The organism is Gilliamella sp. Choc5-1, from assembly GCF_001690595.1.
GTDB classification, from domain to species: domain Bacteria; phylum Pseudomonadota; class Gammaproteobacteria; order Enterobacterales; family Orbaceae; genus Gilliamella; species Gilliamella apicola_M.
Window position 1 is genome coordinate 49,223 of sequence record NZ_LZHH01000091.1, and the last position, 12,787, is coordinate 62,009.

The window sequence follows — 12,787 nt, forward strand, 5'->3', positions numbered from 1 at the left end:
AGAAGATGATTAATTTCAGTTTTCAGTATAAAAATAGAAATAAAGCCTAAGTGCTATTAAATTTTATGGATAAATGAATTATGAAAAAATTAATATTAAGTGCTTTAATGCTAATCAGTGGATTTTGTCAAGCAACAGACAAAACCAACCAATATGCCTATGGTGCAATGATTGAAACTAGCAATGATTCAAATATGTATAGCCGCATAGATCTAACGAGCGATGTGTATACACAAGCGCTTTCAAGTCGTTTAGATGATATTCGTGTATTTAATCATAAAGGACAACCTGTGCCTTATGCATTAGTTAATGTTTATCAACGAGATGATGTCAATCAAATATTTCAGGTTACTATTTACGATTTAGATAAAAACCAAGAACACCGTCAAGAAAAACAAAGTAAACAAGGTACTGAACAATATAATATTAATATCAATAATAAAGATGTTCAAATTTCCCTAGATAATACCAACAGTCAAGAACAATACTATGCAACTTATTTATTACAAGTTCCTAACGGAATAAAACTAGAGCAAGCAATTAGTCGCTTATCAATCGATTTTGATACCGCTGAAAGTCAAAATTGGCAAGCTACTGCTAAACTACTTTATAGCCAAGATTTAAGCAATTGGCAAACCGCACTAAATAACGTGCCAGTGATGTCTTTGGTTGATAACAATAATGAGCAATCGCTTAAAGTCAATGTAATTGATATCCCATCAAATACCAATTACAAAGCTAAATATTGGATTTTACAATTAAAATCAGAACAACAAACGATCCCAACTATTAAAAAAGTTAAGTTTATTTCTAGAAAGGCCCCCCCAAAAATTGCACTTTACCCGATCAATTTTGAGCTTGCGTCTTCTGATGAGCAAGAGGCATTTTATCAGTTACCAACACCACAGCCAGTTAAAGAATTATCCATCTCACTGCAAAACTCACGAACGGTGTTGCCAATTAGCGTTTATTATAAAAGCAATGATAAAGATCAAATCTGGCATAAGCTTGACGATTACATTATTCGACGCGTTACAAATACCGATCAAAGCCCAAACATTAAAATAAACGATCCAGATTTACAAATAAAACAGCTCAAGATAAAAGCTAACAACGCTAGCTTTGACCAAGCACCACAAGTAGTTGCTTACCGTAGCCGTATGAGCTTGATTTTTAATAGTGGCAATAATGGACCATTTATTTTGGCTTGGGGTTCGGCTAAAGCTAAATCAGCAGCATTAAGTGAAAAAGCACTTCTGTCTGATTCGCTATCAGCACAAGATTTGCCTGCAGCCTATCTTGGTGAAAATATCAAATTAGCTGGTAAAAAGGCATTGGCTCAAACCATTAAAGATAGCAATACGACAAACTCATATTTGCCAAAATGGTTAATTTGGATTTGTTTAGTTATTGGGGCTATTGTGTTAATTATTATTGCGTTAAAACTACTTAACGAAGTTAAAAATTCATAAAAAAGAAAGCAAAAAAATAAAATTTACTAAAGAAAGTATTTTGTAATAGAAATTATATTCCATTTTGAGGAAAACGCCTTATAAGTTTTTAGCAGATCATTTTAACCATGATGCGTAAACAATTCGGCGTTTTCCTATTGGTAATACATGAAGGTTTATTTTTATTTTTTGGTGAGTAAGTTTATTCCTTACTTTGTAAATACCATACTGTCATTTCCATTCGTGATTTAAAATTAAGTTTTTTAAAAATACTTTTAATGTGTACTTTTACGGTACTTTCAACGATGCCAAGCTCTTTGGCAATCAATTTGTTTGATAAGCCTTGAACTAATAAGTTGAAAATTTCATTTTCTCTTGGTGTCAATAAGCTCACATCATGGATTTTTGGGGTGGTTGGCTCTTCTCCATAACGTAAATAATTGAGGATAATATGTGAAATCGCATTATCCATAATAACTTTTCCAATCGAAATTTCTTTTAATGAAATGAGAAACTCTTCTGGTTCCATGTCTTTTAGCAAATAGCCATCCGCACCGGTTTTTAGTGCTGTGATGATATCTTCTTTCGCATCTGATACGGTGAACATAATGATGCGGCTAGATATGTTCTTTTCTCGCAAATAACGTAATATTTCTAATCCACTAACATCTTGCATATTGATATCAAGTAAAATGATATCAGGATCAAGCTCTAGTGCTAATTTAACGCCCTCTATTCCCGAGCCAGTTTCTCCTACGATTTGAAAATGGTTTACTGTATTTATTAGTTGTTTCACGCCATTTCTTAACATAGGGTGATCATCAATAAGAAGTATTGAACTAGGTATTTGCTCCATTTTTTATTGTCTCTATTATCTGAAATGGAATGGTTTTATTAGCCTTAAATGTTACCACAATTTGTGTTCCTTTGTGAGGAAGGCTATTTATTGTTAAATTACCGTTTAATATTTCAACTCTGTCTCGCATAATAATCAACCCATAGTGGTTATCTTGTTTAATATCATTTTGTAAACCAATGCCATTATCTTCTATGTGAATAGTAATAATGTTATCTTCATCCATTTTTAAACTGACAATAGCCTGTGTAGCTTTAGCATGTTTATATATATTATTAAGCGCTTCGCGAATAATTTGTAGTAAATGAAAGGTATATTTACTATTGATAATATTTAGAGGCAATTGGTATTCAAACTGAATATTGAATGGTAATTTTTCATTAAATTCTTCAATTAATTCCATTAAATTGGTATAAAACCCTGTTTGGCTTAAACGTAAACGAAATGAAGTGATCAGCTCTCTTAGTTGAGAGTAGGTAATATTGACCTCTTTGCGCATCATTGCGAGTAACTCAATACTGTTTTGTGATGTTAAGTCAGATTGCATTTGTAAACAGCTAAGGTGTATTTTTAAGCAAGATAATGATTGAGCTATGGAATCATGTAGTTCTCTAGCCATTGCTGAGCGTTCGTTCATTAATAAATATTGTTTTTGTTGTTCTATTTGTTTATCTAGTTTTATTGCGGTAGTGATTTGCTCAATAAGCCCCATAATTAAGTTTTCTTGTTCATCAGTCAGTATTATTTCAGTTGGCTGAAAAGCAAATAATATCCCGTATTTTTGTTCGTTTTCTTGAAGATACCAATAACGCTGAACCCCATTTGGGGAATTAGTTTTTGATGGGATCAAACAAGCATTACATTTGATGTTTTGGCAATAAGGTAATTTTTGTTCATTATTGTAACTGATTTGTTGATAATGTTTAGGATCCTCTGATTCATAAAAGCGTATTTGAAATTGTGTTAATGGGACTAATTCTTCTAGTTCTCGCAGGATTTTTAAACAACGTTCACATAATGGTGCTGAAGTATATAGTTTCTTGGTTGCTTGATATTGGAACGAAATCATTTTATTGGTTTGTTGTAATCTAGCTGTTTTTTCTGCAACCTGCTTTTCTAGTAATAAATATTGTGATTCAATTTGAGCTGACATTTTATTGAAAGCATATCCTAATAGATCAAACTCATTTTTTTTCAATTTAATATTAAAACGTTGGCTAAAATCGTGATTAGTAATTGCCTCAGCCATTTCAACAAGTTTTTTCCACGGGGCAAGGAGATAGTAACGTAAGTAATAAATTTGAATAATCAAAAAGCATATGATGATAACAATAAATAATTGTTGTAGCTGAGAAATATAATAAATTTTGTTTTCGGTTTTTTGATCAATCTTTTGTACTAGATGATTGATATGAACTACATAGTTGTCTATGTCTGCTTTTATATCATCAATTTTTTTTGCCTGTTGGATTTTAGGTACAAGTTGAGTTTGCCAGTCAGTTTTTAATTGATTAAATTCATTTATTAATTCGTAGCGTTTCAAAATCATTAAATGTTGCTGTGATGAAGAAATATCAATAAAAATATTTAAACGGTCATACTCTTTTTTGTTGAGGGGAATCATGCTAAGTAGTTGGTAATTTTTCATTCTCAATAAACCTAGCTGATTAACCATGTATGCCCCACCTTTTGTATCATTGGCTACCTGAGTTGAAAACGATAGTACTAATAAAACCGTGATCCCCAAAAAAAACATTAATAATGTTAGTTGATTAATAATTGACGCTGTGTAGTGAATTTTTCTTTTTGGCATATTATTGATGCTTAGATTTTTATTTATGATGAATATTTATGACAATAAATAATAATTATGTTTATTGTAACGTGAAAACAGTATGTATCTGATCTTTTTTGTCACTTTTTGCGATCTTTTAGTAAACAGCGCTTGCAACAAGGATAAATTTTGCGTAAAATTCACGCCCTATAAGATTAATCTCGCAGACATATATGTTTAATCAAGTAATCGTCTGCTTTTTATTGCGGAGTTAAGTATGTACGCAGTTTTCCAAAGTGGTGGTAAACAACACCGAGTTAGCGAAGGTCAAGTCGTTCGCTTGGAAAAAATTGAAGTCGAAACAGGTTCAGAAATTGTTTTCGATAAAGTTTTAATGGTAGCAAATGGTGAAGACATCAAAGTTGGTGCTCCGTTTGTTGAAGGTGCAACAGTTAAAGCAGAAATTGTTGAGCACGGTCGTGGCGATAAAGTGAAAATTGTAAAATTCCGTCGTCGTAAACACTATCGTAAACAACAAGGTCACCGTCAGTGGTTTACTGATGTGAAGATCACTGCAATCGCTTAATAGGAGTATCGAACAATGGCACATAAGAAGGCTGGTGGTTCATCACGTAATGGTCGTGATTCCCAGAGTAAACGTTTAGGTGTTAAACGTTATGGTTCTCAAGAAGTTCTTGCTGGTAATATTTTAGTTCGTCAACGTGGAACTCAATTCCACCCAGGCACTAATGTAGGTTGTGGTCGTGATCATACATTATTTGCTTTAATTGATGGACAAGTAAAATTCGAAGTTAAAGGACCTAAAAATCGTCGTTATGTTAGCGTTATTGCTAACAGCTAATTAAAAACGGTTTAATAGTTATGGAAGCCTCACAGTTATTGTGGGGCTTTTTTCATTTCTTGAATTTATATTATTTATTATGATAAAACAGCAAAATGTTAAATTAGGTTTTGCGTTAGCCATGTTAACCGCAATTTTGTGGGGATTAGTACCGATTGCAATGAAATATGCATTAGTGGTTATTGATCCATTAACTTTGGCGTGGTCACGACTAGCAATTTCTGCAGTTGGTATTACGTTATGGCTAGCTTATAAAAAACAATTTCCTAACTTAGCGATGTTTAAAAAACGTCGACGTTTTATCTTACTAATGATTGCCGGATTTGGTTTACTTGGTAATTTTGCATTATTTGCAAATGCAGTTCAGTACCTTTCAGCAACAACTTCTCAAGTTGTTGGCCAAATGGGTATTGTGATATTTATGATTTCAAGCGCTTTTGTTTTTAAAGAGCGATTGAGGCCAACACAGATAATTGGTATTTCTGTATTGTTAATTGGTCTAGGACTATTTTTTAATAAAAATATTACTGTTCTTTTTGCTAATATGTCTACTTATGGCATTGGTGTCTGGCTTGCTTTACTTGCTTCAATTTCATGGGCATGTTATGCATTAGCCCAAAAAGTGTTATTACGGAAATTAGCTGCAGAACAGCTACTTTGGTTAATTTATCTTATTTGCACTGTATTTTTATGGCCATTTGCATCGCCAACGAAAATAGCTAATGCCGATGCAACTCAATTGTTTGCTATTGTCTTTTGCGGCTTAAATACCATTATTGCTTATGGCGCATTAGTTATGGCAATGGAGCGTTGGCAAGCTGCACAAGTTAGTGCTATTACAACACTAACCCCATTGTTTGCATTAATTTTTTCAGATATGTTCGCTGTAATTTGGCCAGAAAAATTTGCTATGCAGTATTTAAATATTTTAGGTTATATTGGCGCAGTGTCAGTCGTTGCTGGTGCGATGTTCGCAACAATTGGGCATTATTTATGGCATCCAAGAAAAGGCTGGCTGATTAACCAGAAGAAAGAGGAAGAATAATGAAATTTGTAGATGAAGCTTCAATTCGAGTCGAGGCAGGTGACGGAGGTAATGGCTGCGTTGGTTTCCGTCGGGAAAAGTATATTCCAAAAGGCGGTCCTGATGGTGGTGACGGTGGTGATGGCGGTGATGTATTTTTTATTGCTGATGAGAATCTAAATACATTGGTTGATTTCCAGTTTGAAAAAAACTATCGGGCTGAACGCGGACAAAATGGACAAGGTTCAGATTGTACTGGTAAAAGAGGAAAAGATATTACTGTTAAAGTCCCTGTTGGAACAAGAATCACTGACAAGTATACAGGTGAAATTATTGGTGATTTAACCCATCACCAACAAAAAGTATTGGTTGCCAAGGGTGGTTTTCATGGGCTTGGAAATGCGCGTTTTAAATCATCGGTAAATCGTGCACCAAGGCAAAAAACGGATGGTACTCCAGGTGAAAAGCGCGATGTATTATTAGAATTATTGTTACTTGCTGATGTGGGGATGTTGGGCTTACCTAATGCTGGTAAATCAACTTTTATTCGCTCAGTTTCAGCTGCTAAACCAAAGGTTGCCGATTATCCATTTACTACTTTAGTGCCTAGTTTAGGTGTAGTAAGAATGGATAATGAACAGAGTTTTGTTGTTGCTGATATTCCTGGTTTAATAGAGGGGGCATCAGACGGTGCAGGACTTGGTATTCGTTTCTTAAAACATCTTGAACGTTGTCGTGTTTTAGTTCACTTGATCGATATGGCACCAGTAGATGAATCAGATCCGGTAGAAAATGCTAAAGTGATAATCCAAGAGGTTCAACGATATAGTGAAAAATTAGCTAATAAACCACGTTGGTTGGTGTTTAATAAAATGGATGTATTAGGTCCTGAAGAGAGTGCTAAACGTGCAGCCGAAATAGCTAAGGCACTTGATTGGAAAGATAAATATTATATTATTTCAGCCATTAATCAAGAAGGTATAAAGACCTTATGTTGGGACTTAATGGAATATATCAATGCGCATCCACGTGAAGCAGAACAAGAAGAGTCATCGCCTGAAAAAGTGGAATTTATGTGGGATGATTACCATCAACAAGCAATGGATGAGACTTTTGATGATGACGATGATTTTGATGACTGGGACGAAAGCGATGAAGAGGGTGTTGAATTTATTTATCAAAAATAATGAGTACTATACTCTGTTTTATTTCGCCTAAATTAGCCATTGTATAGAATTTTTTATAAAAGCAGAATAGGAATATTCTGCTTATTTTTTATATTGTTAAATATGAATCCTCTTATTATGAAATTAGTGAATAAAGGATTTATTTTTATCTAGCTTAGAAAATAAAAAAATGCTTGATCTTGTTAATGATAATCATTATCATTATTGTCGTACTTTGTTAGAGCTTTAGAGGCTTCTGAAAAAGTATGACATTGCTCACATTGCTTCCAATGTTTACCAGCTTGACGTTATCGCTAAGCTGGTTTTTTTGTTTTGCGTTATTAACAATTATTTTTAAACATTAACCTCTAGTTAAAACTATTTTAATTGTTGTTTTTATCTACATGCTAATGTCGTCACAAAGGCTTAAATAAATTGACGGAAGAAGAGTAAAAATTATTTTTATGATTACCCAGATGGTTGGTTAAGTTTTCAAAAACTAGCTATTTATTAGTTTGTTTTCAATATCAAATAAAATGAGAAGTGCTGCGTTGCCACCAAATTCTTTAGGGGCTTGATGAAAACAGATAACATGAGGATGCTGAGCTAGCCACATGGGTGTTTGTTTTTTTAAGATGTTTTTCCCATGTCCATACATGATACAAGCACAATGCGTTCTTTCACGTAAACATGCTGCGATAAGAGCGGCAATTTCTTTTTTAGCCTCTTGTTGAATTAACCCATGTAGGTCTAAAAAGAATTCTGGTTCATAAAATCCACGACGCAATTTTTTTACTTCGTAGGAATCTGCATTTTCTCGGCTATAGCAAATAGGGTCTTCTTGCAATAGCGGCTGATAATCATCAGAAAAATAAAATTCAGCATTAATTTTTTCATATTGCTGTTTTTGGGTTTCTATTACTTTTTGTGAACGTTTTTGTGGTTTATGAACGACAGTATCTTGTTTTAGTTTTTTGGTGATGTTACCAATACTATTTTTAAACAAGTTTATATCATCTTGGTCTAAATTAAATTTATTTGGCATTGATTTCTACTCTGGATAAGTTTTTTCTTTAAATTCGCACAAATCTTCTATAACACAGGATCCACATCTAGGCTTTCTGGCAATACAGGTATAACGGCCATGTAATATTAGCCAGTGGTGACAATTTATTTTATATTCTTTGGGTACGACTTTCAGCAATTTTTCTTCAACAACCTCTACTGTTTTACCTGGTGCAAAACCTGTACGGTTGCTTACTCTAAATATGTGTGTATCAACGGCAATGGTAGGCCAACCGAAAGCGGTGTTTAATACAACATTTGCCGTTTTACGACCAACACCCGGTAATTCAATTAGTGCATCAAAACGTTCAGGAACTTCACCCTGATATTTATCTACCAAAATTTGACACGTTTTTATTATATTATCCGCTTTACTGTTATAAAGCCCAATGGTACGGATATAGCTTTTTAGTTTATCAATACCAAGAGCCAAAATTTGTTCAGCAGTATTAGCAATAGCAAACAGCGGTTTTGTGGCTTTGTTTACACTAACATCAGTCGCTTGGGCTGAAAGTACTACTGCGATTAATAATTCAAAAGGTGTTTCATACACTAGTTCTGTTGTTGGATCTTTAATATGATCTTTTAATCTTTCTAAAATTTGAATTCGGGTTGATTGTTTCACAAAATAATTTTATTAAAAAATAGTAAGACGCATATTATATACTTTTATTTACTGTTTATCTGTAAGTTACATTTATTTTTTTATATGGATGAGAACGATGAAATGTACTGATTAGTAATTGTAAGACAATTTTATTTTTAATGTTGCTTAGTTTTTTGTTATTTGTATATTCACATTTATACTCACTGACTTTTTAGCATAGTCATTTTATGATAAGCTAGCGTACTATTTCTTAATTTTATCAAATAAGGTTTTTTAAAGATATGCCCTTACCAATGATTGTCACCTTTGCTGTATATATTTTAGGCATGATTGCCATAGGTTTTTTTGCGTTTCGTTCAACGCAAAATTTTGGTGATTATATTTTAGGTGGGCGTCGTATCGGTAGTGTTGTGACTGCGCTTTCAGCTGGCGCATCAGATATGAGTGGTTGGCTATTAATGGGATTACCTGGTGCTGTTTTTTTGTTTGGTATTTCACAAAGTTGGATTGCAATCGGATTGATTATTGGTGCTTATTTAAATTGGCTACTCATTGCAGGACGATTACGAGTCTTTACTGAAATCAATCATAATTCACTAACTTTACCCGATTATTTTGCTCGTCGATTTGATGATAAAAGCTCACTTCTACGTATTATTTCAGCTATCATTATTCTAATATTTTTTACTATTTATTGTGCTTCTGGTGTAGTTGCGGGTGCAAAGTTATTCGAGAGTACATTTTGTATGAGCTATGGCTGGGCGATGTTAGCGGGTGCAGGTGCAACAATTGCCTATACGTTTATCGGTGGTTTTTTAGCAGTAAGCTGGACTGATACTATTCAAGCTAGTTTAATGATGTTTGCACTTATTCTAACGCCAATTATGGTTATGGTGAATGCAGGTGGGCTTTCTGATGCATTGATATATATTGAATCGCTCAATTCAGATTATACCAATTTATTTGCTCATATGGATTTTATTGCCATTATTTCATTATTAGGTTGGGGGCTTGGATATTTTGGGCAACCTCATATTTTAGCCAGATTTATGGCTGCTGATTCACATGAAGTAATGAAAAACGCTCGACGGATTAGTATGACATGGATGATTTTGTGTTTAGCTGGCGCAATCACGGTTGGTTTTTTTGGTATCGCCTTTTTTGCTCATAATCCAGATTTATCTTACTTGATTAATGATGGTAAACATGAACGTATTTTTATCGAATTGTCGAAATTACTCTTTAATCCTTGGATTGCTGGTATTTTGTTGGCCGCTATTTTAGCAGCGGTAATGAGCACATTAAGTTGTCAATTATTAGTTTGTTCAAGTGCTCTAACGGAAGATTTTTATCGTGCGTTTTTTAGACCAAAAGCAAAACAAAAGGAACTGGTATGGGTTGGTCGTATAATGGTGCTATTAGTTTCAGTTATTGCTATTTTATTAGCTATTAATCCAAATAATAGCGTACTTGATTTAGTAAGTCATGCTTGGGCTGGATTTGGTGCGGCGTTTGGTCCTATAATCGTATTTTCTGTTTTTTGGTCGCGTATGACACGTAATGGAGCACTAGCTGGAATGATAACTGGTGCCGTAACTGTGTTGCTATGGATTAATTTTAATTGGTTTAATTTGTATTCGCTTATCCCTGGATTTTTATTTGCTTCTATAGCTATTATTATTTTTAGTCTTTTTGATAAAAAGCCAAACGAGATCGTAGCAGATCATTTTAAACAAGCGTATAAACGTTATCACAACAAAATAAATTAGAATAAATCTTATTTAAACTAGAATATAAATGTAATAAATTTAATAGGTAAAATATCATGACAAAAAATGTGATCAAACAACTACAAGAACGTGGGCTGATTGCTCAGCTTACTGATGAAAAAGCACTAATAGAACAAATTGAACAAAATCCTATTGCGCTTTATTGTGGTTTTGATCCAACAGCAGATAGTTTGCATCTTGGTCATTTAGTTCCATTACTTTGTTTAAAACGTTTTCAGTTAGCTGGTCATAAACCTGTTGCGCTTGTAGGGGGAGCAACAGGATTAATTGGCGATCCAAGTTTTAAAGCTGTTGAACGAAAACTTAATACTGAGGAAACAGTTATTGAGTGGAGTGAAAAGATCAAACAACAAGTGTCACCATTTTTAGATTTTAATTGTGGTGAAAATGCAGCGATTGTTGCCAATAACTACGATTGGTTTAGCGGTATGAATGTGCTAACTTTTTTGCGTGATGTTGGTAAGTATTTTTCAGTTAATTCAATGATCAATAAAGAGTCTGTGAAACAACGTATTGATCGTGATGAAGTGGGTATTTCATTTACCGAATTTTCTTATAGCCTGCTACAGTCGTATGACTTTGCCTGTTTGAATAAATCGCATGATGTCGTTTTACAAATTGGTGGGTCTGATCAGTGGGGTAATATTACCGCAGGTATTGATTTAACTCGTCGCTTACATCAAAAACAAGTTTATGGTTTGACTGTGCCGTTAATCACTAAATCAGATGGCACTAAATTTGGTAAAACTGAAAGTGGTGCAGTATGGCTTGATCCTAAAAAGACCAGCCCATATAAGTTCTATCAATTCTGGATAAATACTGCTGATGCTGATGTTTATCGATTCTTAAAATTCTTCACATTTATGCCTCTAACTGAAATTGATGCATTGGAAGAAGAGGATAAAAATAGTGGTGTTGCACCTCGAGCACAGTATGTACTTGCTGAACAAGTTACACGCTTAGTTCATGGTGAAGAAGGACTTGTTGCAGCAAAACGAATTACAGAAAGCTTGTTTTCAGGCAAATTAACTGACTTATCCGAAGCTGACTTTGAACAATTAGCTCAAGATGGTATGCCAACATTAGCTGTTGAAAGTGATGTTGATTTGCAACAAGCTATTGTTAATGCACAGTTTGCTCCGTCAAGAGGTCAGGCTAGAACGATGATTGAATCCAATGCTATTTCAATTAATGGTGAACGTAATACAACAACGGATTACCGTTTTTTAGATAGTGATAAGCTTTTTAATCGTTATACTTTACTTCGTCGTGGTAAAAAATATTATTGCTTGTTAATTTGGAGTTAATCTCATGAAAAATATTTTATCGATTCAGTCACATGTTGTATTTGGTCATGCAGGAAATAGTGCGGCAGAATTTCCTATGCGTCGATTAGGTGTTAATGTTTGGCCTTTAAACACCGTACAATTTTCTAATCATACTCAATATCGCCAATGGACTGGAACGGTAATGTCAGCATCTCATTTAACAGAGATCGCAGATGGAATTAATCAAATTGATGAACTCAAACGTTGTGATGCGGTATTAAGTGGCTATATGGGATCACCAGAGCAAGGTAATGCTATTATCGAAATTGTTAAAAAGGTAAAAGCTGTTAATCCAAATGCGATTTATCTTTGCGATCCTGTAATGGGACATCCTGAAAAAGGTTGTTTTGTTGCTCCCGGTGTATCAGAGTTTTTATGTAATACCGCTTTGCCAATGGCCGATATGATGGCACCGAATATTTTAGAGCTTGAAGAACTAAATGGTAAACAACGTATTAATAATGTTGACGAGGCAATATTAGCTTGTAGGGAATTATGTAAAAAAGGCCCAAAAGCAATTTTAGTTAAACATTTAAGTCGTGCAGGATATAAAAATGATCGTTTTGAAATGTTGCTTGTGACTCAAAACGAAGCATGGCATATAGATCGTCCGCTTGTTGATTTTGGTGTAAGGCAGCCAGTTGGTGTTGGTGATATGACTAGTGGGTTGTTTTTAGCAAATATTTTACTTGGCAAATCATTGGTTGAAGCTTTTGAACACACAACTTCATCTGTGTATGCGGTTATGCTTGAAACCTTAAAACAAGATGAATATGAACTACAATTAGTTGCGGCGCAAAATGAAATAGAAAAACCAACGCATTGGTTTAATGCTAAAAAAATTGATTAATTGTAAAAACATGT

Annotated in this window: 12 protein-coding genes; 8 read left to right on the forward strand and 4 right to left on the reverse strand. The window is 33.9% G+C overall.

Going from position 1 to position 12,787, the window contains the following annotated elements; translation table 11 throughout:
- Positions 1-80: 80 nt before the first annotated feature.
- Complete coding sequence (locus tag A9G35_RS08055) at positions 81-1,472, forward strand: DUF3999 family protein (RefSeq protein WP_065636422.1); 1,392 nt, start codon at positions 81-83, stop codon at positions 1,470-1,472.
- A 181-nt stretch (positions 1,473-1,653) separates the two neighbouring features.
- On the opposite strand, the gene narL is transcribed toward A9G35_RS08055, so the two are convergent.
- Both narL and narX read right to left on the reverse strand, forming a co-directional pair.
- Positions 1,654-2,307, reverse strand: coding sequence for a two-component system response regulator NarL (narL, locus tag A9G35_RS08060; RefSeq protein WP_065636423.1), 654 nt, complete (start codon positions 2,305-2,307; stop codon positions 1,654-1,656).
- The gene (gene narX / locus A9G35_RS08065) at positions 2,291-4,120 is read right to left on the reverse strand and encodes a nitrate/nitrite two-component system sensor histidine kinase NarX (RefSeq protein WP_065636424.1); all 1,830 of its coding nucleotides are present in this window, start codon (positions 4,118-4,120) and stop codon (positions 2,291-2,293) included. Before narX ends, narL begins: the two co-directional genes overlap by 17 nt.
- 238 nt (positions 4,121-4,358) lie before the next feature.
- Between narX and rplU the strand changes: the two genes are divergently transcribed.
- The 4 genes from rplU to cgtA all read left to right on the forward strand — a co-directional run bounded on the left by rplU (position 4,359) and on the right by cgtA (position 7,154).
- Positions 4,359-4,667: a 50S ribosomal protein L21 gene (gene rplU / locus A9G35_RS08070; protein ID WP_065636425.1), complete on the forward strand. Its 309-nt coding sequence runs from the start codon at positions 4,359-4,361 to the stop codon at positions 4,665-4,667.
- Positions 4,668-4,682: 15 nt separating this feature from the next.
- Positions 4,683-4,943 carry a 50S ribosomal protein L27 gene (gene rpmA, locus A9G35_RS08075; protein ID WP_025314437.1) on the forward strand — a complete coding sequence of 87 codons (261 nt, stop codon included), beginning with the start codon at positions 4,683-4,685 and terminating at the stop codon, positions 4,941-4,943.
- A gap of 79 nt (positions 4,944-5,022) precedes the next feature.
- Entirely contained in the window at positions 5,023-5,988 is a 966-nt protein-coding gene (locus A9G35_RS08080) for a DMT family transporter (RefSeq protein ID WP_065636453.1), read from the forward strand.
- Positions 5,988-7,154 carry an Obg family GTPase CgtA gene (gene cgtA, locus A9G35_RS08085; RefSeq protein ID WP_065636426.1) on the forward strand — a complete coding sequence of 389 codons (1,167 nt, stop codon included), beginning with the start codon at positions 5,988-5,990 and terminating at the stop codon, positions 7,152-7,154. The genes A9G35_RS08080 and cgtA overlap by 1 nt, the downstream gene beginning before the upstream one ends.
- Positions 7,155-7,632: 478 nt before the next feature.
- On the opposite strand, the gene smrB is transcribed toward cgtA, so the two are convergent.
- Positions 7,633-8,178, reverse strand: a complete 546-nt coding sequence (gene smrB, locus A9G35_RS08090; protein WP_065636427.1) for an endonuclease SmrB — start codon at positions 8,176-8,178, stop codon at positions 7,633-7,635.
- A 6-nt stretch (positions 8,179-8,184) separates the two neighbouring features.
- Positions 8,185-8,823, reverse strand: coding sequence for an endonuclease III (nth, locus tag A9G35_RS08095; RefSeq protein ID WP_065606541.1), 639 nt, complete (start codon positions 8,821-8,823; stop codon positions 8,185-8,187).
- A gap of 263 nt (positions 8,824-9,086) precedes the next feature.
- Between nth and putP the strand changes: the two genes are divergently transcribed.
- Genes putP through pdxY form a run of 3 tightly spaced genes read left to right on the forward strand, consistent with a single transcriptional unit; the run spans position 9,087 to position 12,773 of the window.
- Positions 9,087-10,574, forward strand: coding sequence for a sodium/proline symporter PutP (gene putP / locus A9G35_RS08100; protein ID WP_065574350.1), 1,488 nt, complete (start codon positions 9,087-9,089; stop codon positions 10,572-10,574).
- 56 nt (positions 10,575-10,630) lie between these two features.
- A complete protein-coding gene (gene tyrS / locus A9G35_RS08105) occupies positions 10,631-11,902 on the forward strand; it encodes a tyrosine--tRNA ligase (RefSeq protein WP_218057237.1) in 1,272 nt (423 codons plus the stop codon).
- Positions 11,903-11,906: 4 nt separating this feature from the next.
- The gene (gene pdxY, locus A9G35_RS08110) at positions 11,907-12,773 is read left to right on the forward strand and encodes a pyridoxal kinase PdxY (RefSeq protein ID WP_065636429.1); all 867 of its coding nucleotides are present in this window, start codon (positions 11,907-11,909) and stop codon (positions 12,771-12,773) included.
- The last annotated feature ends 14 nt before the right edge of the window (positions 12,774-12,787 follow it).